The 19544-nt window shown below is 61.6% G+C and carries 17 protein-coding genes; 10 read left to right on the forward strand and 7 right to left on the reverse strand.

The window, feature by feature from the left end; genetic code table 11:
- Positions 1-7 precede the first annotated feature (7 nt).
- A complete protein-coding gene (locus P0D84_RS17530) occupies positions 8-568 on the reverse strand; it encodes a cytochrome b (RefSeq protein WP_408338368.1) in 561 nt (186 codons plus the stop codon).
- Positions 569-977: 409 nt separating this feature from the next.
- Between P0D84_RS17530 and P0D84_RS17535 the strand changes: the two genes are divergently transcribed.
- Genes P0D84_RS17535 through P0D84_RS17550 form a run of 4 tightly spaced genes read left to right on the forward strand, consistent with a single transcriptional unit; the run spans position 978 to position 4770 of the window.
- Positions 978-1721, forward strand: a complete 744-nt coding sequence (locus tag P0D84_RS17535) for a paraquat-inducible protein A (RefSeq protein ID WP_408338370.1) — start codon at positions 978-980, stop codon at positions 1719-1721.
- Positions 1722-1728: 7 nt separating this feature from the next.
- Entirely contained in the window at positions 1729-2379 is a 651-nt protein-coding gene (locus P0D84_RS17540) for a paraquat-inducible protein A (protein WP_408338372.1), read from the forward strand.
- Positions 2372-4030, forward strand: a complete 1659-nt coding sequence (locus tag P0D84_RS17545; protein WP_408338374.1) for a PqiB family protein — start codon at positions 2372-2374, stop codon at positions 4028-4030. Before P0D84_RS17540 ends, P0D84_RS17545 begins: the two co-directional genes overlap by 8 nt.
- Complete coding sequence (locus P0D84_RS17550; protein WP_408338376.1) at positions 4027-4770, forward strand: PqiC family protein; 744 nt, start codon at positions 4027-4029, stop codon at positions 4768-4770. The genes P0D84_RS17545 and P0D84_RS17550 overlap by 4 nt, the downstream gene beginning before the upstream one ends.
- A 900-nt stretch (positions 4771-5670) precedes the next feature.
- On the opposite strand, the gene P0D84_RS17555 is transcribed toward P0D84_RS17550, so the two are convergent.
- A protein-coding gene (locus P0D84_RS17555) for an IS3 family transposase (RefSeq protein WP_408333544.1) occupies positions 5671-6806 on the reverse strand; the annotation gives its coding sequence in 2 pieces (ribosomal slippage) (positions 5671-6548 and positions 6548-6806; 1137 coding nt in all).
- Between the two features lie 313 nt (positions 6807-7119).
- Here P0D84_RS17555 and P0D84_RS17560 point away from each other — a divergent pair.
- Positions 7120-8415 (forward strand): THUMP domain-containing class I SAM-dependent RNA methyltransferase, encoded by a 1296-nt coding sequence (locus tag P0D84_RS17560; RefSeq protein ID WP_408338378.1) that lies wholly within the window; start codon positions 7120-7122, stop codon positions 8413-8415.
- Positions 8416-8628: 213 nt separating this feature from the next.
- Here the strand turns inward: P0D84_RS17560 and P0D84_RS17565 are convergent, their stop codons facing one another.
- The gene (locus P0D84_RS17565) at positions 8629-9030 is read right to left on the reverse strand and encodes a hypothetical protein (RefSeq protein WP_408338380.1); all 402 of its coding nucleotides are present in this window, start codon (positions 9028-9030) and stop codon (positions 8629-8631) included.
- A gap of 169 nt (positions 9031-9199) precedes the next feature.
- Between P0D84_RS17565 and P0D84_RS17570 the strand changes: the two genes are divergently transcribed.
- Positions 9200-9583, forward strand: a complete 384-nt coding sequence (locus P0D84_RS17570) for a VOC family protein (RefSeq protein ID WP_408338382.1) — start codon at positions 9200-9202, stop codon at positions 9581-9583.
- Between the two features lie 91 nt (positions 9584-9674).
- Positions 9675-10415: a helix-turn-helix transcriptional regulator gene (locus P0D84_RS17575; protein ID WP_408338384.1), complete on the forward strand. Its 741-nt coding sequence runs from the start codon at positions 9675-9677 to the stop codon at positions 10413-10415.
- A gap of 160 nt (positions 10416-10575) precedes the next feature.
- Here the strand turns inward: P0D84_RS17575 and P0D84_RS17580 are convergent, their stop codons facing one another.
- Genes P0D84_RS17580 through P0D84_RS17590 form a run of 3 tightly spaced genes read right to left on the reverse strand, consistent with a single transcriptional unit; the run spans position 10576 to position 13520 of the window.
- Positions 10576-12030, reverse strand: coding sequence for an NAD(P)(+) transhydrogenase (Re/Si-specific) subunit beta (locus P0D84_RS17580; RefSeq protein ID WP_179736177.1), 1455 nt, complete (start codon positions 12028-12030; stop codon positions 10576-10578).
- Positions 12030-12362, reverse strand: a complete 333-nt coding sequence (locus P0D84_RS17585; RefSeq protein WP_074763055.1) for an NAD(P) transhydrogenase subunit alpha part 2 — start codon at positions 12360-12362, stop codon at positions 12030-12032. The genes P0D84_RS17580 and P0D84_RS17585 overlap by 1 nt, the downstream gene beginning before the upstream one ends.
- A gap of 15 nt (positions 12363-12377) precedes the next feature.
- Positions 12378-13520 (reverse strand): Re/Si-specific NAD(P)(+) transhydrogenase subunit alpha, encoded by a 1143-nt coding sequence (locus P0D84_RS17590; RefSeq protein WP_408338387.1) that lies wholly within the window; start codon positions 13518-13520, stop codon positions 12378-12380.
- A 190-nt stretch (positions 13521-13710) separates the two neighbouring features.
- On the opposite strand from P0D84_RS17590, the gene P0D84_RS17595 reads away from it, so the two are divergent.
- From P0D84_RS17595 to P0D84_RS17605, 3 genes are all read left to right on the forward strand, one after another.
- On the forward strand, positions 13711-14193 hold the full coding sequence (locus P0D84_RS17595; protein WP_408338389.1) for an NUDIX hydrolase: 483 nt from the start codon (positions 13711-13713) through the stop codon (positions 14191-14193).
- 149 nt (positions 14194-14342) lie between these two features.
- The gene (gene mnmA / locus P0D84_RS17600; RefSeq protein ID WP_408338391.1) at positions 14343-15524 is read left to right on the forward strand and encodes a tRNA 2-thiouridine(34) synthase MnmA; all 1182 of its coding nucleotides are present in this window, start codon (positions 14343-14345) and stop codon (positions 15522-15524) included.
- 265 nt (positions 15525-15789) lie between these two features.
- Positions 15790-17400 carry an FMN-binding glutamate synthase family protein gene (locus P0D84_RS17605; protein ID WP_408338393.1) on the forward strand — a complete coding sequence of 537 codons (1611 nt, stop codon included), beginning with the start codon at positions 15790-15792 and terminating at the stop codon, positions 17398-17400.
- A gap of 835 nt (positions 17401-18235) precedes the next feature.
- Here P0D84_RS17605 and P0D84_RS17610 read toward each other — a convergent pair.
- Positions 18236-19381, reverse strand: coding sequence for an ISAs1 family transposase (locus P0D84_RS17610; RefSeq protein ID WP_408331415.1), 1146 nt, complete (start codon positions 19379-19381; stop codon positions 18236-18238).
- Positions 19382-19544 lie beyond the last annotated feature (163 nt).

Below are 19544 nucleotides of genomic sequence, written 5' to 3' on the forward strand. Positions count from 1 at the left end.
GTTGTCCTTATTTGATGAAAGGGAGCATGCGCGACAGCAAGCCGTCGCGGTCGAGCCATTGATGTTTGAGCGCCGCCCCGACATGCAGCGCGACCAGCACGAGCAATGTGTAATTCAACGTGATGTGCACGTTCTTCAACAGCTCCTTGAGGTGCGGGTCCGGTGCGATCAGGCGCGGCAGCGGAATCAAACCGAGGTACACCACCGGCACATTGGCCGCCGAGCTATACAGATAGCCGGAGGCGGGAATCACGATCATCAGCACGTAGAGCAGCAGATGCGTCAGATGCGCGGCGCCGCGCTGCCAGGCCGGCATGCGGCGCGGCAGCGGCGGGGCCGCGTGGGTGGCACGCCACAGAATGCGCAGCACCGCGAGCGCGAACACCGTCACGCCGATCCATTTATGCCAGGAGAAGTAGCGCAGCTTGGTGGGCGTGAAGCCGGGGATGTCGGTCATCACCCAACCGAGCGAGAAGCCGCATACGATCAACAGCGCGATCAGCCAGTGAAAGGCGATGGCAGTCCGCGTGTACGACTCCCGGCCGCCGAAAGAAGGATTGAGTGCCATGACAGGTGAACGCAAGCTAAGAGAGGTTAACGGCGCAACCGGTCCTGCTATTCCACGCTGCCCCATGCATGCTGCATGGTGCGACTCGAAAGAAAGCACGGCGGCTGCGGCACACGCCAGGCCGCCATGCTACCGCAAGCGGAACACGCTGGCGGCGCGACATGGGGGTCAGACGGAAAGTTTTCCCGCACGCAAACGGTATTGAACAATTGGGGACGGAGACTGTCAGAACCGAAGCGATTTTATGTAAGACTAGTCTGAATGCCGGCGACACCCGAGCCTCAACGGCAACGAGGGGAATGGCCGGCCCGGTGTCAAAGCGCGTTTGGTACTATTGCTCCACGTTTTGTCCAGCGTTGCCCTGAAACCGGCATTGCACGCCTCTCTCACGTCGTTAGCCCGCAGCCGTATGGAACAAGACAACCTGATCGCGTGCCATGAATGCGATACGCTGTTCCGCAAGCCCCGGCTTGTCGGGCGGGCGTCCGCGCGCTGTTCGCGCTGCGGCGCGACGCTCTATCGAGGCATCTCGCGCAAGCTCGACAGTATCTGTGCGATGACGCTGGCCGCGCTGATCACCTTCATCATCGCGCAGGCCTTCCCGATCGTCGAACTCGAGACCAACGGCATTACCTCGCAGACCACGCTGTTCGGCGCGCTCGTCGCGCTGTGGGGCGAGGACATGCAGATCGTCGCGGTCATGGTGTTCTGTTCGACCATCCTGTTTCCGCTGACCGAGCTGGTCGCGCTGCTCTACGTGCTGATCCCGTTGCGCGCCGGCTACGTGCCGCCCGCCTTCAACCGCGTGTTGCGCGCGATTCAGTTCGTGCGGCCGTGGGGCATGATCGAAGTGTTCATGCTCGGCGTGCTGATCACCATCGTGAAGATGGTGAGTCTCGCGCGCGTGATTCCCGAAGCCGCGCTATTCGCCTTCGGCGTGCTGACGCTGATGATTGCGGTAGTCCTCACATTCGATCCGCGCGTGCTGTGGGATCTCGCCGACGAAATGGGCGAACGCGGCCGGCGACCGCTGCCGCGCACCTCCGCGGACAGTGCGGCCGCGGCTGTCGGTTCGCTGGCCGGGCCGCCCGCGCCGCCTGACGTGCAAGGCGCGGCGCAATCCACATTGCCGCCGGCGCCGCATCAGGGATGAGCACACGATGAAATACACGACCGCGAAACGCGCGGGTCTGGTTGCTTGCCACTCGTGCGGACGCGTCGAGCCACGTATCCGCTCCGTCACACCGCAGCACTGCGGACGCTGCGGCGCACACCTCCACTCGCGCAACCCCGATAGCCTGATGCGCACCTGGGCGCTGCTGATCGCCGCGGCCTTGCTGTATATTCCCGCGAACCTGCTGCCGGTGATGCATACGACGTCGCTGCTCGGTTCGGAAGACGACACCATCATGAGCGGCGTCGTGTACTTCTGGACCTCGGGCGACTGGCCGTTGGCCGTGATCGTGTTCATCGCCAGCATCATGGTGCCGATGCTCAAGCTCAGCGTGCTGGTACTGCTCACCGCCACTTGCCAGCGGCGCTCGCGCTGGCGGCCGGAACAGCGCACCACGCTCTACCGCATGGTCGAACGGATCGGGCGCTGGTCGATGCTCGACGTGTTCGTCGTTACGTTGACCGTCGCGCTGGTCCGTTTCAAGTCGCTTGCTGTGATCACGGCCGGACCGGGCGCGATCGCCTTCGGCTCGGTGGTGATTCTGACGATGATGGCATCCATGCAATTCGATCCACGGCTCATCTGGGACAACGTGGAAGGCAGTACTCCAAAACCTCAGGACCTCGACCATGACTAGCCCGCCAGGACCGACGCCCACCTCCGACGCGCCGCGCAACGATTCGAACGGACCGAAGCTGCCGCCGCAACTGCCAGACCCCGATATCGAGCCGCGCAGCCGCTGGCTGCCCTCGCTGGTCTGGGTGATTCCGCTGATCGCCGCGCTGATCGGCCTTGCGCTCGTGATCAAGTCGGTGACCGAAAAAGGCCCGACCATCACGATCACGTTCACCAGCGCCGAAGGCCTCGAGCCCGGCAAGACCAAGGTCAAGTACAAGGACGTCGACGTCGGCTCGGTGAAGACCATCACGCTGTCGAAGGATCTGTCGCACGTGCTGGTTCAGGTGCAGCTCACCAAGGAAGGCGAAAATTTCGCGGTCAAGGATTCGCGCTTCTGGGTGGTGCGCCCGCGCGTCGGCGCGAGCGGCGTGTCCGGACTGACCACGCTGCTTTCGGGTGCTTACATCGGCGCGGACGCCGGGCACTCGCCGGATACCGAGAAGAACTTCGTGGGCCTTGAAACGCCACCGCCCATTACCGGCGACCAGAAAGGCCACCAGTTCATCCTGCACGGCGATTCGCTCGGCTCGATCGACATCGGCTCGCCGATTTTCTACCGGCGCGTGCAGGTCGGCCAGGTGGTCGGCTTCTCGCTCGACAAGGACGGCACCGGCGTGACGATGCAGGTCTTCGTGTCGGCGCCGTTCGACCAGTACGTCGGCACCAATTCGCGCTGGTGGCATGCGAGCGGCGTCGATCTGCGGCTCGACTCGAGCGGCTTCAAGCTGAACACGCAATCGCTCGCGACGGTGATCGTCGGCGGCCTGTCGTTCCAGTCGCCACCGGGCCAGGGCGTGGGCGCGCAGGCGCCGAACAATATGACGTTCCGCCTCGGTTCGGATGAAGCGGACGCGATGCGCGAACCGGACGGCGTACCGCTGCGCGTGGTGATGAACTTCAACCAGTCGCTGCGTGGGCTGTCGGTCGGCGCGACAGTCGATTTCCGCGGCATCGTGCTGGGTCAGGTGACCAACATCGGCATCGACTACGATCCGAAGACGCGCAGCTTCACCATGCCGGTGACGATGAACATCTACCCGGATCGTCTCGGCAAGCGCTTCCGCGAAACCGCGCCGGTGCCGGGCAGCATCGCGGGTCAAACCATGCTGCAACAGCTTGTCAAGCACGGTCTGCGGGGCCAGTTGCGCACCGGCAATCTGATCACGAGCCAGTTGTACGTGGCGCTCGATATCTTCCCGAAGGCGCCCCCGGCCACAGTCGACGTAGCGGGCGATCCGCTCGAGTTGCCGACCATTCCGAACTCGCTCGACGAACTGCAGGTGCAGGTTGCCGACATTGCGAAGAAGCTCGACAAGGTGCCGTTCGACCAGATCGGTTCGAACCTGAACAGCGCGTTGAAGAATGCCGACCAGCTATTCACGCGACTCGACAAGGAAGTCGTGCCGGAGGCACGCGACACGCTCGCCGCGGCGAAGCAGACCTTCGGCTCGGCCGAGGCGACGTTGCAGCAGGATTCGCCGTTGCAGTCGGATGTTCATCAGGCGTTGCAGGAATTGACGCGCACGTTGCAGTCGCTGAATGCGCTGTCGGATTATCTGGAGCGTCATCCGGAATCGCTGTTGCGCGGTAAAACAGGAGATAAACCATGATGTTTGCCCGGCTCCCCCGCCCGCCGCGCGGGCTTGTGCGCGGCGCTGTGTATGTCGGCGCTCTGGCCGGATTGATGGCGATGGCGGCGTGTTCGTCGCCATCGAGCCGGTTTTATACGCTCGGCGCCGACAGCGCGGGTTCCGGTGCTGCTGGTTCTGCGGCCACGGTCAGTGCGCGTACTGCGGCTGCGCCGGCGTGGCTGATCGAAGTCGCGCCGATCGATGTGCCGCCGCAGGTGGCGAAGAATCAGTTGGTGGTGCAGACGGGACCGACGCAGGTTCAGGTGCTCGAGCAGGAGCGTTGGGCTTCGTTACCGGGTGATGAGATTCGGCGCGCTTTGTCGACTAGCCTTACGCAGCAGCTCGGCACGATCGATGTGTATGGCACCGCTTATCCGGATACGACGCCGGTGTATCGGGTCAGCATGAATGTGCAGCGGTTCGAGTCATGGCCGGGGTCACATGCGTTGATCGATGCGGTTTGGAGTGTGAGGGCTGTACGGAGTACTGCGGTGATGACCTGTCGGAGTGTGGTGAGTGAGCCGGTTAGCGGCGGGTATGACGCGCTTGTCCGTGGGCATAGGGCTGCGTTGCAGCAGGTTGCTATGCAGGTTGCTGTTGCTGTGAAGGGGATGGCGGCTGTTTCTGGTTCTACCAGGAGGGGCTCCGGTGGAGCTGGTTTTGCCGTGCCGGCGTGTCCTTCTGGTGATGTGAGTGGGGCTACGTCTGCCGGTAGTTGATGGCTTTTTTTTGCCCGCGGGGCGCTTGGTTAGGTGTTTGCCTGCGGCGTTGGGCTTTCCTTGATTTGTTTGCCTGCTCGCGCTTGTTTGGCTGTTTGCCTACGGCGTTGGGCTTTCCTTGATTTGTTTGTCTGCTCGCGCTTGTTTGGCTGTTTGCCTACGGTGTTGGGCTTTCCTTGATTTGTTTGTCTGCTCGCGCTTGTTTGGCTGTTTGCCTACGGTGTTGGCCTTTCCTTGATTTGTTATTGGTCTATTAGCGTCGCCCCTGTGCGGGGCGGCACCTACTTCTCTTTGCCGGCTGCAAAGAGAAGTAGGCAAGAGAAAGCAGCTCAAACCGCCAACTCTTAAGCGGGTCCCCCGCACAGTCGCGGTAGTGGTGCATCTGGAATCTGTGTTCTCGCACATTCGGCATCAGTGACACAGCCGTCATACTTCCGGCGACGCTGCGCGCGCCGTAGCGTAGTTCATAAAGCCGATCGCTGCGGTTTCGCGCTCACGGCTCATTTCGCGCCGTGGCTCATTTCGTGCGGTCGCTCATTTCATTTCGTGCGGTGGCTCGGCATATATTGTCTCTTCGAGTTTGCCTCTCTGGTGCTGTCGCTCGGGCGCTTCGCCGAGGCGAAGCCGATGGCGCCCACCTGCTCCCAAACGAAGCCGCTGGTTTGCATGATGAACCCTTCCGGCGAGCACGCAGTGCGAGGCGGGAAGTATGAATGCTTTGTCACTCACGCCGAATGTGCGATGGCACGGATTCCAGATGCACCACTACCGCGACTGTGCGAGGTCCCCGCTTAAGCGCTGGCGGTGTGAGCCGCTTTCTTTGCTTATCTTTCTTTGCGGCGGCAAAGAAAGTAAGTGTGTAGTGGTCAAGTAAAATTGGACACCCGGAAAGGGGCATTTCTAAAAAAGTGACGCTTCACATCGTGCCGGCGGTTGTCCGCCTGCTGCAGAATGGATGCGACGGTGGTTATAAAAGTCGTCGATGTAAGCCTCAATGTCGCGTTCGGCATGCGCGTGATCACGGTACCCTTTGTCGTCGATCCATTCGCCTTTCAGGCTTCTAAAGAAACGCTCCACCGGCGCGTTATCCCAGCAGTTCCCCTTTCTACTCATACTCTGGACGATGCCGTTTGCCTTCAGTTCGTTCGTGAAGTGCGCGCTGGTGTACTGGCATCCCTGATCCGAGTGGAACATCAGGCCTGGCGACGGACTGCGCCGCTCCAGGGCCTGCTGCAACGCCCTGATCACCAGCGCTGTATCAGGCATCAGCCCCAACGACCAGCCGACGATACGGCGCGAATACAGGTCCATCACGATGGCAAGATAAGACCAACCCTGAAGCGTCCTCACATACGTAATGTCGCCTGCCCATACCTGATTGATGGCCGGCGGCTCGAAGTTACGGTCCAGCAGATTAGGCACCACCTGCGCCTGCTCATTGCTCTTCGGATAGCGATGTGTGCGCTTTCTGGTGACCACCAGTTGTGCCTGCCGCATCAGCGTGCCGGCACGATAACGACCTACCGCGTGACCACGTTTTCGCAACTCCTGCGACATCCTGCGGCTCCCATAACTGCCGCGGGTTTCGCGATGAATTTCCCGTGCGGCCGCTATCTGCTGGCAAGGCGCCGCACTCTTCGACGTGCGCCCGGCAAACGCGTAATAGCTGCTAGGCGCAACATTCATCACCCGGCACATCGCCCTCACAGGCCAGACCTTCTTCAGTGACTGGATCACTTCGGGAAGCGATCCATTTCCTTGACGAAGAAGGCCGTGGACTTTTTTAGTATGTCGCGCTCCCGTTCCAGATCGGCGACCCGGGCTTCGAGTTCGCGGATGCGGCGCGCATCGGCCTCTATCTCCAGTTGTGTACGCGGCGCTCTGACCTGCTCAGCGCGCCACAGCGTCACCCAGCGGCGCAACGCCGTGTCGCCCACGCCCAGCGCCTCACACGCCTGCGCATAGGAATAGCCCCTGCTGACCACCAGCTGGACCGCTTCTGCCTTCAATTCGTCGGGAATGTTCCGTCTGCTCATTTCTCACCTCAGTTGGAGAATTATCCCCTTTAGAGGTGTCCAGGATCATTGAACCACTACAGTGCCGCCCCGCACAGGGGCAACGCTAATAGACCAATAACAATTCAAGGAAAGGCCAACGCCATAAAGACACAGCCATAAAGCGCCGGGCAGACAAACAATTCAAGTAAAGGCCAACGCCGCAGGCGAACAACCAAACCGCGCCGAGCAGGCCAGCAATTCAAGCAAAGACCAACGCCGTAGGCAAACGCCCGAGCCCCCCCACCCTGACCGCGTACAATACGCCCTTATCCAACGCCTTCCGGCAACCCCAATGTCCTTCGATTTCTTCCTCCCCTGTCCGCGCGGCCTTGAAGCCTCGCTCGCCACCGAGCTCGCCGAAATTGCCGCGAAGCACCTGAACGGCGCGCCGTTCACAGCCGGCGCACAAGTCCCCGGCGGCGTGCATTTCCGCGGCGGCTGGGCCGCCGGCATGGCCGCCAACCTGCACTCGCGCCTCGCGAGCCGCGTGCTGCTGAAAATCGCACATCGGCCGTACCGCAGCGAACAGGACGTCTACGCGCTCGCAGTCGAACAGCGCTGGGAGCAGTGGTTCTCAGCGAATGAAACGCTGCGAGTCGACGTCACCGCGATCAAGTCGCCGCTGCGCAGCCTCGAATTCACAACGCTGCGCGTCAAGGACGCGATCTGCGACCGTTTGCGTGAAGTGAGCGGCGCGCGTCCGAACATCGACACCGCCATGCCCGACGTGCGCGTGTTCGCGTTCCTCACCGCCACCGATTGCACGCTCTACCTCGACACCTCCGGCGATCCGCTCTTCAAGCGCGGCTGGCGCCTGGACAAGGGCGCGGCGCCGCTGCGCGAGAATCTCGCGGCCGGCATCCTGCGTCTGACCGGCTGGACCGCCGGCACGCCGCTGTACGACCCGATGTGCGGCAGCGGCACCTTCCTCGCGGAAGCCGCGCAAGTGGCGCTGAATATCGCGCCGGGCGCGGAACGCCGCTTCGGCTTCGAAAAGCTCAAGCAATTCGATGCCAAGACCTGGCAAACGCTGAAGGCCGCCGCGCTCGACGCCAAGCACGCCGCCCGCAACTCGCGCGCCGATCTGCAAATCTTCGGCAGCGATATTTCCGGCGACATGCTGGACAAGGCGCGCGCGAACTTCCAGCGCGCCGGTCTGCCGTCGATTCCGCTCAAGCAAGTCGATGCGCGCGGTATGGCGGCGCCGTCGGCTGAGCCCGGCATCCTCGTCGCAAATCCGCCGTATGGCGAACGGATCGAAGTGCGCGGCCGCAACGCACGCGGCGAAATCCGCGAAGGACGCGCCACGCGTGAAGGCCGCGAAGACGACGGCTTCCGCCGCGCTCAGGAAGAAACGCCGGATAGCGAATTTTTCCAATCGCTTGGCGATGCACTGAAGCAGCGCTTCACCGGCTGGCACGCGTTCATCCTGACGTCGGATCGCAAGTTGCCTGGCCAGTTACGTCTGCGTGAATCGACCAAAACGCCGCTCTTCAATGGCGCGCTCGAATGCCGGCTGTTCCGCTTTGATCTGATCGCCGGCAGTGTGCGCCAGCGGCCGCAGAACAACGACACGCCAGCGGCCTAAGCAGGCGCAAAGCAAAGCAAAGCAAAGCAAAGCAAAGCAAAGCAAAGCAAAGCAAAGCAAAGCAAAGCAAAGCAAAGCAAAGCAAAGCAAAGCAAAGCAAAGCAAAGCAGCATCGAAAAAAACCGCGCATCCAGGTTCGCGGTTTTTTTCACCAGTACGTCGGCGATCGACCGACGTAGGGCCCCGCCGGCTGCCACCCCGGCTTCTGCGCCCCTATGTTCGCGCCCGCCACACCGTCTTTGCCATCTCTGCCGTCTCCGCCGTCTCTGCCATCTCTGCCATCTCCGCCGTCTCTACCGTCTCTGCCGTCTCTGCCGTCTCCGCCGTCTCTGCCTTCTCTGCCTTCTCTGCCTTCTCTGCCTTCTCTACCTTCTCTGCCTTCTCTGCCTTCTCTGCCTTCTCTGCCTTCTCTGCCTTCTCTGCCTTCTCTGCCTTCTCTGCCTTCTCTGCATTCTCTGCCTTCTCTGCCTTCTCTGCCGTCTCCGCCGTCTCCGCCATCTCCGCCATCTCCGCGATCTCCGCCATCTCCGCCATCTCCGCCGTCTCCGCCGTCTCCGCCACCTCCGCCACCTCCGCCGTCTCCGCCGTCTCCGCCACCTCCGCCACCTCCGCCACCTCCCCACCCCGCCATCACTACCGGCGCCCCACGCGCTCATCGCCCGCCACGTCCTTTTGCTCCCCCGCCAAGCCCTACTGACACTACGCTGTCAGTAGCACCCCCGCACACTCCCTCTCACGCCATCCGGCGCTTTGCACGGCTTACCGCCATCCACAGGAGAGTGTCATGTCCGCATCATCCAAAGTTGTTGCATGGTTCGAGATTCCGTCCGTCGATTTCGAGCGCGCGGTTCGCTTTTACGAAGCCGCGCTCGACCTCAAACTGAATCGTCAGGAAGTCGGCGGCCAGCCGATCGCCATCTTCGGCTACGAGGAACCGGCTACCGGCGGCGCGATCGTCCATAACCCGTCGATGAAACCAACCGCCGACGGCGTGCTCGTCTATCTGAACGCACAGCCGACGGTCGACGCCACCCTCGCCCGCGTCGAGCAGGCCGGCGGCAAGACGGATGGTCCGGTGATCAAGCTGCCACAGGACATCGGCTACATCGCGTTCTTCACCGACACGGAAGGCAATCGTCTCGGCCTGCATTCGCGGACCAACGGATAACACGCGACGCCACACAACACTTCGCCACGCAACGCGGCGCACCAGCACGGCGGCCCAACGGCACCGCGCCGAACGACGACCGGAGCGCGGCATGCGGCGCTATCATCGCGGGACTGTCCCCGTCCTTTTCTACAAGACGCCCACGATGACGCGCCGCGCCGACCGCCTGTTCCAGATCGCCGAACTGCTGCGCGGACGGCGTCTGACCACCGCGCAACAACTTGCCGACTGGCTGAATATTTCGCTGCGCACCGTCTATCGCGACGTGCGCGATCTGCAATTGTCAGGCGTGCCGATCGAAGGCGAAGCGGGCATCGGCTATCGGTTGAGCCGCGCGGCGAGCCTGCCGCCGCTCACTTTCACCGCCGATGAACTGGCCGCGCTCGCAGCAGGCGCGCGGATGCTCGAATCGTGGGGTGGCGCCGGCTTCGCGAGCGGCGCGCGCGGCGCGTTGGCAAAGATCGCCTCGGCGATGCCCGCCGACAAGCGCGTGACGCTCGAACGTCTGGCGATCTTCGCGCCGTCGTTTCACATCAAAGCGGATTTCTCGACGAAGGTGGACGTCCTGCATCGAGCGATCGACGCGCGGCACGTAGTGAGCTTTGCCTATACCGATGCAAACGGCGCGGCGACCGAACGGCGCGTATGGCCACTGGCGCTAGCGTATTGGGGTGCGCGCTGGACGCTCGGCGCGTGGTGTGAATTGCGCGAAGACTTCCGCAACTTCGGGCTGGAGAAGATTCAGACTCTTCAGGTGCTCGAACAGTATCCGGATCAGGAAGGCAGGCGTTTGGCCGACTTGCTGCGGCATGTGAATGCGAAGCCGAGGTGAAGAGCGACGCGATTTTGCGACGCGGGCACGTTTGCGTTGTGAGATCCGGTAGTACGTGTCGGGGCTGTGAATCAGGAAGCGCCCTGCCTCACCAGACGTCGCGCGCACATTAAGGCTGCGGCCCGCCGCAGGGCAGGCCGCGTAGCATAGTGGAACGCGGCTACTCCACCGCCTTCACCATATCCTCAATCACCTTCTTCGCGTCGCCGAACACCATCATCGTCTTGTCCATGTAGAACAGGTCGTTGTCGAGGCCCGCATAACCCGCTGCCATCGAACGCTTGTTCACGATGACCGTGCGAGCCTTATATGCCTCGATGATCGGCATGCCCGCGATCGGCGACTTCGGATCGTTCTTCGCCGCCGGGTTCACCACGTCGTTCGCGCCGAGCACCAGCACCACGTCGACCTGGCCGAACTCACCGTTGATGTCGTCCATTTCGTAGACCATGTCGTACGGTACTTCGGCTTCGGCGAGCAGCACGTTCATGTGCCCCGGCATGCGGCCGGCCACCGGGTGAATTGCGTACTTCACCTCGATGCCCTTCTCGACCAGCTTGTCGGTCAACTCCTTCAACGCATGCTGCGCGCGCGCCACGGCAAGCCCGTAACCCGGCACGATCACCACGGTTTCAGCATTGCCGAGCATGAACGACGCGTCGTCGGCGGAACCCGATTTCACCGGACGCTGCTCCGCCGAACCACCCGCAGCCGCCGCACCCGCTTCGTTACCGAAGCCGCCCAGAATCACGTTGAAGAACGAACGGTTCATCGCCCGGCACATGATGTACGACAGGATCGCACCCGACGACCCGACCAGCGAGCCCGCGATGATCAGCATCGGATTGTTCAGCGAGAAGCCGATCCCCGCCGCCGCCCAACCCGAGTACGAGTTGAGCATCGACACGACCACCGGCATATCCGCGCCGCCGATCGGAATGATGATCAGCACCCCGAGCACGAAGGCGATGATCGTCATGATGATGAACGGCAACCACGCCTGCGTGAGGAAGAAGATCACGCCGAAGCCGAGCATCCCGAGCGCGAGCAGCAGGTTGATCAGGTGCTGCCCTGCATAAACGACCGGCGCGCCCTGGAACAGCCGGAACTTGTACTTGCCCGACAGCTTGCCGAACGCGATCACCGAACCGGAGAACGTAATCGCGCCGACGAACGTGCCGATGAACAGCTCGACGCGATTGCCATAAGGCAGGAAACCCGGTGTTGTGTTCTCCGGATCGACCAGACCGAACGCGGACGGCTCCGACACCACCGCATACGCGATACACACGGCTGCCAGACCGATCAGCGAGTGCATCGCCGCGACCAGTTCCGGCATCTTGGTCATCTCGACGCGCGCGGCGACAAACGCTCCGATCGCGCCGCCGATCACCAGGGCGACCAGCAGCAGGCCGAGACCCAAACCGAGATTCGAGCCGAGCCCATTGGCCTGTTTGATGATCAGCGCGATTGTCGTGAGGATCGCAATCGCCATCCCGGCCATGCCGAACGTATTGCCGATGCGCGCCGTCTTCGGATTCGACAGCCCCTTGAGCGCCTGGATGAAGCAGACCGACGCGACCAGATAAAGCAACGTGACGACGTTCAGACTCATTACGCGTTCTCCTTGGCCGTCTTGTCAGCGATGAGCTTCTTGGGCTCTTTCTTCCTGAACATCTCCAGCATTCGCCTCGTGACGAGAAAGCCGCCGAACACATTCACTGCGGCGAGCGCGACGGCGAGCGTGCCGAAGAACTTGCCGGGCGTGCCCAGCGTGAGGCCGGCGGCGAGCATGGCGCCGACGATCACGATCGCCGAGATTGCGTTGGTCACCGCCATCAGCGGCGTATGCAGCGCGGGCGTGACGTTCCAGACGACGTGGTAGCCGACGTAAATCGCCAGCACGAAGATGATCAGATTGATGACGGTGTGGTTGATGACTTCCATTTCCGCACTCTCCACTTATGCCTTGCGCGTGACTTCTCCATCGCGGGCCAGCAGCGTGGCCGCGACGATGTCGTCCGCGAGATCGATGTTCAGGGCGCCTTCCTTCGTGATGATCAGCTTGAGGAAGTCGAGCAGGTTGCGTGCGTAGAGCGACGACGCGTCGGCGGGCACCATCGAGGCCAGATTCGTATAGCCGACGATCGTCACGCCATGTTTGATCACCACCTGGTCCGTTTCGCTGAGCGGACAGTTGCCGCCGCGCCGGCCTTCGTACTCCGCGCCTCGGCCAGCCGCGAGGTCCACCAGCACGGAACCGGGTTTCATCGCCTGCACGGTTTCCACCGAAATCAGCGTTGGCGCGGCCCGGCCTGGAATCAATGCGGTCGAGATCACGATGTCGGCCTGTTTGGCCCGTTCATGCACCAATGCAGACTGACGCGTCAGCCACGAAGGCGGCATTGGCCGCGCGTAGCCGCCGACGCCCTGCGCGGCTTCACGCTCTTCATCGGTTTCGTACGGCACGTCGAGAAACTTGGCGCCAAGCGATTCGATCTGCTCCTTCACCGCCGGACGCACGTCGGACGCTTCAATCACAGCGCCCAGGCGCTTGGCGGTCGCAATCGCCTGCAACCCCGCCACCCCCGCGCCGAGAATCAGCACACGGGCCGCTTTCACGGTGCCGGCGGCGGTCATCAGCATCGGCATAAAACGCGGATAGAGCGTGGCCGCCAGCAGCACCGCCTTGTAGCCGGCGATGTTCGCCTGCGAGCTCAAAACATCCAGACTCTGCGCACGCGTGGTGCGTGGCGCGGCCTCCAAAGCGAACGCGGTGACGCCCGCGGCCGCCAGCTTTGATGAGTTTTCGGTATTAAATGGATCGAGCATGCCGACCAGCGTCGCGCCGCGCTTGAGCAGCGGCAACTCGGCATCGGTCGGGGACTGGACTTTAAGGACGAGATCCGCGCCGAATGCGGTAGCCCCATCGACGATTTCCGCGCCGGCGGATGTAAAGGCTTCGTCCGGAAAGCTCGCGCCGGTGCCGGCGCCGTTCTGGATCGTGACCCGATGGCCCTGGGTCACATACTTCTTGACCGTTTCGGGCGTCGCGGCGACGCGGGTTTCGTGCGCGCGCGTCTCAGCTGGCACTCCGATGTGCATCGTTGTTCCTCCTCGACTTCCTGTTTTACGACAGATGCGCCGACGAGGCACGCCGGCTTGCGATTGCAACGGCTAACGCCTCACTTTAACCGAAACAGGGGGGTGCAAAGAAATCGGGGACAATCCGGGTGTCCTGGCCGCTCGTCCGCTTCCCGGCAGCCCAGGCCCATAAACGGTAAAATGCGCAGCCATGAAACCAGAAACCTGGGTGCCGCACGTCACCGTTGCGGCCATCGTCGAGCGTGACGGACGCTTTCTCCTCGTCGAGGAACATACCGCCGACGGCCTGCGCCTGAATCAGCCCGCCGGCCATCTGGAAGCGGGCGAAACGCTTCTGGAAGCGGTCATCCGCGAAACGCTCGAGGAAACCGCGCATCCGTTCACGCCCGAGGCGCTGGTCGGCATCTATATGACGCATTTCGAGCGGCCCGGCAGTGAGGGCGTGACCTATCTGCGCTTCACCTATTGCGGCGCGAGCGGCGAACCGGACGCGGCACACGCGCTCGATCCCGACATCGTCCGCACGCTGTGGATGAGCGCCGACGAATTGCGCGCCTGCCCCGAACGGCATCGCACGCCGCTCGTCATGCAATGTCTCGACGATTACCTCGCGGGACGGCGTATCCCGCTCGACTTCGTGCACACGCATTCGGTCGGGCATAAGCAGACGTAAGCGGCTGTAGGCTGTAGTTAGGGATAGCCAGACATAGCCCGGCCTAACCCGTCACAAACGGGCCTGAGCCGTCACAAGCGGCCAACCAGGCGACCAAACCACGGTCAACCCACGATCAATGAAGTCACGCAGTACCCAGTGAGTACGTTATGAGCAAGCAGAAAGTCGTAGTAGGCATGTCGGGCGGCGTCGATTCGTCGGTCACCGCGTGGCTGCTGAAGGAACAGGGCTACGACGTGGTCGGCCTGTTCATGAAAAACTGGGAAGACGACGACGATAGCGAGTACTGCTCGACGCGGCAGGACTGGATCGACGTCGTCTCGGTGGCGGACCTGATCGGCATCGACGTCGAAGCGGTCAACTTCGCCGCCGAATACAAAGACCGCGTGTTCGCCGAATTCCTGCGCGAATACTCGGCAGGCCGCACGCCGAACCCGGACGTGCTGTGCAACGCCGAGATCAAGTTCAAGGCCTTCCTCGACCACGCGATGTCGCTCGGCGCGGAAACCATCGCGACCGGCCACTATGCGCGTGTGCGTGAGAACAACGGCCGCTTCGAACTGCTGAAGGCCTTCGATCATACGAAGGATCAGTCGTACTTCCTGCACCGGCTGAACCAGGCGCAGTTGTCGAAGACGCTGTTTCCTCTGGGCGAGATTCCGAAAACCAAAGTTCGCGAGATCGCGGAACAGATCGCGCTGCCGAATGCGAAGAAGAAAGATTCCACCGGTATCTGCTTCATCGGCGAACGGCCGTTCCGCGACTTCCTGAACCGCTATCTGCCGACCAAACCCGGTCCGATGAAAACCACCGAAGGCAAAGTGGTCGGCGAACATATCGGCCTCGCGTTCTACACATTCGGACAGCGCAAGGGCATTGGCCTCGGTGGCAGCAAGGACGGCAGCGGCGAGCCATGGTTCGTCGCCGGCAAGGATATTGCGTCGAACACGCTGTATGTCGCGCAAGGCCACGATCATCCGTGGCTGCTAAGCCATACGTTGAGCGCGGGCAATACGAGCTGGGTTGCGGGCGAGCCGCCGGTCGACGGTTTCGCGTGCGGCGCGAAAACGCGTTACCGGCAAGCGGACGCGCCGTGCACGTTCGGTGCGGCTGCAAGCTCGGTTGCACGTGCGACTGCAAGCGCGGCGGGGGCCGGCGAGGGTCTGTTCGAACTGAATTTCGACGCCGCCCAATGGGCTGTCACACCTGGGCAATCCGCAGTGCTCTACGATGGCGACGTGTGTCTCGGCGGCGGCATCATCGAACACGCGGTGACCGGGCAGCCCACGGCGCGCCAGGCGCAAACGGCCGCGTTGCTAACCGCCCGTTGAGCCAGGAGTTTTATCGTGCGGCAACGTTTAGCATCGCTCGACGTCACCGCACGCGCTTCATTTTCCTGGCTTATCTTCAGGCTTCAGGCTTCAGGCTTCAAACTTCAGGCTTCACGCACTTCACGCTTCACCACGCGTTTCATCTTCGAGCCGCAGCTAGCTTCACCATAACAAGCAGTTGTGCGTTTCCCTTCGCGGCGGATTCCGTCTGCGCCGACAGCGTCGACGATCCCGCCGTGACGATCTTCACTGCACTGGAGTCCCCATGTTCTCTCGACGTTATCTGGCGATGTGGTGCGCAACCGTGCTGCTCGCCGTCTGTGCGGCGCTCGCCGCGACGCATCACCTTTCGTGGTTCTGGATCATCGTGCCGGTGGCGCTGGTCGCGCTCGGCCTGTTCGACCTGACGCAGGAACGCCACGCGATTCTGCGCAACTATCCGCTGTGGGGCCACTTCCGCTTCCTGTTCGAGTTCATCCGCCCGGAAATCCGCCAGTATTTCGTCGAGAACGATACCGACGAGAAACCGTTCTCGCGCGCGCAACGCAGCATCGTCTATCAGCGCGCGAAGAACGACGTGGACAGCCGCCCGTACGGCACCGAGCTCGACGTCAAAGCCGTCGCGCATGAATGGATCAGCCACTCGCTCGCGCCGACCACGCTCGATAACCACGACTTCCGTATCGTCGTCGGGCCCGAGCGCAAGCAGCCCTATTCGATGTCGATCTTCAACGTCTCCGCAATGAGCTTCGGCTCGTTGTCGGCGAACGCGATCATGGCGCTGAACCTCGGCGCGAAGAAAGGCAATTTCGCACACGACACGGGCGAAGGTTCGATGTCGAAATACCACCGCGAGCACGGTGGCGACATCATCTGGGAAATCGCCTCGGGCTACTTCGGCTGCCGCAACGACGACGGCACTTTCAGCGCCGAGAAGTTCGCGAAGCAGGCCGCCGAACCGCAAGTGAAGATGATCGAAGTGAAGCTCTCGCAAGGCGCGAAGCCCGGTCACGGCGGCGTGCTGCCGGCCGCCAAGATCACGCCAGAGATTGCCGAGACGCGCGGCGTGCCGATGGGCCGCGACTGCATCTCGCCCGCCACCCACTCCGAATTCTCGTCGCCGCGCGGCCTGCTCGAATTCGTCGACCGTTTGCGCACGCTGTCCGGCGGGAAGCCGACCGGGTTCAAGCTGTGCATCGGGCATCCGTGGGAATTCTTCGGCATCGCAAAGGCGATGCTGGAGACGGGGATTCTGCCGGACTTCATCGTGGTCGACGGTGCGGAAGGCGGCACGGGCGCAGCGCCATTGGAGTTCACCGATCACGTCGGCGTGCCTTTGCAGGAAGGCCTGCTGCTGGTGCACAACACGCTGGTCGGCACCGGCTTGCGTCAGCGCATCCGGATTGGCGCGAGCGGCAAGATGATTACCGCGTTCGACATCACGAAGACGCTGGCGATCGGCGCCGACTGGGTCAACGCGGCGCGCGGCTTCATGTTCGCGGTCGGCTGCATTCAGGCGCAGACCTGCCACACCGGCCGCTGCCCGACGGGCGTCGCCACCCAGGACCCGGTGCGTCAGCATGCCTTGGTAGTGCCGGACAAGGCCGACCGCGTGTTCAACTTCCATCACAACACCTTGCATGCGCTGAAGGAAATCATTCAGGCTGCGGGGCTCAAGCATCCTGCTGAACTACGCGCGCATCACATCGTGCGGCGCGTGTCGTCGCATGAGGTGCAGTTGATGTCCGAACTGTTGAAGTATCTCGATCCGAATGATCTGCTGAAGGGCAACTATCGCTATACGCTGTACGAGAAGTATTGGCCTTTGGCGCAAAGCGATTCGTTTGCGCCGAAAGTTGAACTGGCGGCGACTTAACTTGGTTATGGTGGCGATCGGCTGGCGTGCCGATCGTCGCAACGTTTTAGACGTGGATTACGAGTTCAGGTAGAAAGATAAGAATCCTTGAGAACTCGTCTTATATACAAAGTACTGTTCTGGACCGTACATTAGCGGATGTCTTTTCCCCCGCTTAATGTTCATGGTTATGTCCAACCTCGCTTGGCAGTCGCTCAGCGCTCATGCGCAACTCGTCCGGATCTGCTGCAGCTGGGTGCACGCCAATTCAAGACTTTATCCCGGCCACGCTCTGGCCGAATATGGCGAGGCTAACTGGAATCCTCTGTGTTGTGGCAATTTCAGGCGCAGACGAGGACCATCAAACGTCGGCGCGAATATTCACTATGGAATAACTGCCTGCAACCGCTATCACGTTGGACACTAAATGAAATATTCCAGTGTCTTGAATCTTGCAACCCGGATGTGCCCGAGCGGGTGATCAACAACTCATCCGAAATGTCCTGACCTAAATCAGGAAAGTCGCTGATACGCTATACCGATTAAATTCGACGCATTCTCAAGTCGAACAAACACATCTTAGTATTCCTACCTTAGATAAAAGGCTGCTAGATAGCCCTTTTATGCTCACTTGAATACGCCGGAATCTACGTTAACTGCTTTGGAGTTTATTTAATTTATGAGCGCGTCGAATTTAACAGGTGAAATGTTGCTGACCGGTGTGGCTTCGCATGCGGAAGAACGTTTGCACTTTATTGAGCAGTTGTCCTGCGGCCGGGCGCCCTATAAGGCATCGTCTTATACACAAGTCAGCCCTCCGCAACCGTAGGCCGGAACAAACCGCAGGGCCGGAGCATCAAATTCTGGGAAGTCGCGTGAGCTGGAGTAACTCGAATAAGTAGTCGGGATTCCAGCCGGCGACCTTGCGACGTGCGGCCACGCTGCGCTTTTTCTTACCGGATTCGGGCCGCATGCGCAGCAAATTCAAAGTGATGCGGCGCAAGGTGGCGAAATTGGCCGTCGCATTGCGCAAGCGCACGGTGCTGGCGTCCTCGCGGAAGGTCACGTCAAGGCAATGATGCAAACCATTCTCGATGGCCCAGTGCATGCGGCTCGCCTCAAGTAGGTATTTGGCGTCGGGTGCTGCGGAGCTGATCAGGTACTGCGTCTGCGAGCTGACCTGGCCCGCGATCTCGCGTGTCCGCTCAATGCGCACCAGGCTCTTAAGCCTGGGCCAGCGGTCCAGTTCGCTGAGATAGTCCGGCGCTGCCACTGCGACACAGTGACGGGTTTCAAGGCGACCATGCCCTTTATCCAGCGTCTCAAAGATCGATGGATTCATGTGCGCCCAATCGTGGGCTTTGCCGATTCGCATATAGTCTTCAACGGCCTGAGCCAGACCGGGCTGGTTATCCTTCGCAACCAGCAGATAGTCGCCACCACGCTCAGTGATCTTCTGGGCGATGGCCACCTGAGTGCCGATGGCGTCTATGGTTACCAGGCTGCCCTTGAGCGACAGGACGGGCAGCAGAGCTTCAATGGCAGTGATCTCGTTTGACTTCTCCTCGCAGCGCTGCTGCGCCAGCACCAGCCCACTTAGACTCGCGTAGGCCGTCACGCTATGCAAGGCACGCACACCCCTGGCGTGCGTGCCCGAACCACGCACACTCTTGCCGTCGATTGCGATGACCGAATGAAGATCCGGACACACCTCGCCTACCCAATTCAGCAGGCACGCATCCAGTTGCTTCGGATCGAGCACCTCGAAGATCCGTCGGATGGTGTCGTGCCCCGGGATGCCATGGGGCAATTCGAGGTATTGCCGAAGCCTCGCTTCGTTGGCAAGCCCCCATTCTTCCATCTCGTCCCACCCTTGTGCGCCGGCCAGCACAGAGAACAGCGCAATCGACAGAACGTCGATCAACTTGTGCCACGTTCGTCCAACGACGCGGGGATCTTCTATTGCCGACAGCAGACTGATCAGATGTTTTCCCGGGCTCATTTGCGCTACTCTGAAAAACCAGAAGTAAACGCTTTTTCCGCCAAGCTTACAACTCGTTGCTGTAACTCATTGCTTGTAAACGGGTTTTGGCGCTCCGGCCCTGGAACAAACCGTCGTCGGGCAATGAGATCGACGGGGGCTTGTAAACTTTCGGCGCATCGCG

The sequence above is a fragment of the Paraburkholderia sp. RL17-337-BIB-A genome (genome assembly GCF_046025895.1).
GTDB classification, from domain to species: Bacteria; Pseudomonadota; Gammaproteobacteria; order Burkholderiales; family Burkholderiaceae; genus Paraburkholderia; species Paraburkholderia fungorum_C.

What these genes read in the sequence shown, in the direction of transcription:
- P0D84_RS17530 (WP_408338368.1), bottom strand. Translation starts at nt 568, where the DNA reads ATGGCACTCAATCCTTCTTTCGGCGGCCGGGAGTCGTACACGCGGACT.
- P0D84_RS17535 (WP_408338370.1), top strand. Translation starts at nt 978, where the DNA reads ATGGAACAAGACAACCTGATCGCGTGCCATGAATGCGATACGCTGTTC.
- P0D84_RS17540 (WP_408338372.1), top strand. Translation starts at nt 1,729, where the DNA reads ATGAAATACACGACCGCGAAACGCGCGGGTCTGGTTGCTTGCCACTCG.
- P0D84_RS17545 (WP_408338374.1), top strand. Translation starts at nt 2,372, where the DNA reads ATGACTAGCCCGCCAGGACCGACGCCCACCTCCGACGCGCCGCGCAAC.
- P0D84_RS17550 (WP_408338376.1), top strand. Translation starts at nt 4,027, where the DNA reads ATGATGTTTGCCCGGCTCCCCCGCCCGCCGCGCGGGCTTGTGCGCGGC.
- P0D84_RS17560 (WP_408338378.1), top strand. Translation starts at nt 7,120, where the DNA reads ATGTCCTTCGATTTCTTCCTCCCCTGTCCGCGCGGCCTTGAAGCCTCG.
- P0D84_RS17570 (WP_408338382.1), top strand. Translation starts at nt 9,200, where the DNA reads ATGTCCGCATCATCCAAAGTTGTTGCATGGTTCGAGATTCCGTCCGTC.
- P0D84_RS17575 (WP_408338384.1), top strand. Translation starts at nt 9,675, where the DNA reads ATGCGGCGCTATCATCGCGGGACTGTCCCCGTCCTTTTCTACAAGACG.
- P0D84_RS17580 (WP_179736177.1), bottom strand. Translation starts at nt 12,030, where the DNA reads ATGAGTCTGAACGTCGTCACGTTGCTTTATCTGGTCGCGTCGGTCTGC.
- P0D84_RS17585 (WP_074763055.1), bottom strand. Translation starts at nt 12,362, where the DNA reads ATGGAAGTCATCAACCACACCGTCATCAATCTGATCATCTTCGTGCTG.
- P0D84_RS17590 (WP_408338387.1), bottom strand. Translation starts at nt 13,520, where the DNA reads ATGCACATCGGAGTGCCAGCTGAGACGCGCGCGCACGAAACCCGCGTC.
- P0D84_RS17595 (WP_408338389.1), top strand. Translation starts at nt 13,711, where the DNA reads ATGAAACCAGAAACCTGGGTGCCGCACGTCACCGTTGCGGCCATCGTC.
- mnmA (WP_408338391.1), top strand. Translation starts at nt 14,343, where the DNA reads ATGAGCAAGCAGAAAGTCGTAGTAGGCATGTCGGGCGGCGTCGATTCG.
- P0D84_RS17605 (WP_408338393.1), top strand. Translation starts at nt 15,790, where the DNA reads ATGTTCTCTCGACGTTATCTGGCGATGTGGTGCGCAACCGTGCTGCTC.
- P0D84_RS17610 (WP_408331415.1), bottom strand. Translation starts at nt 19,381, where the DNA reads ATGAGCCCGGGAAAACATCTGATCAGTCTGCTGTCGGCAATAGAAGAT.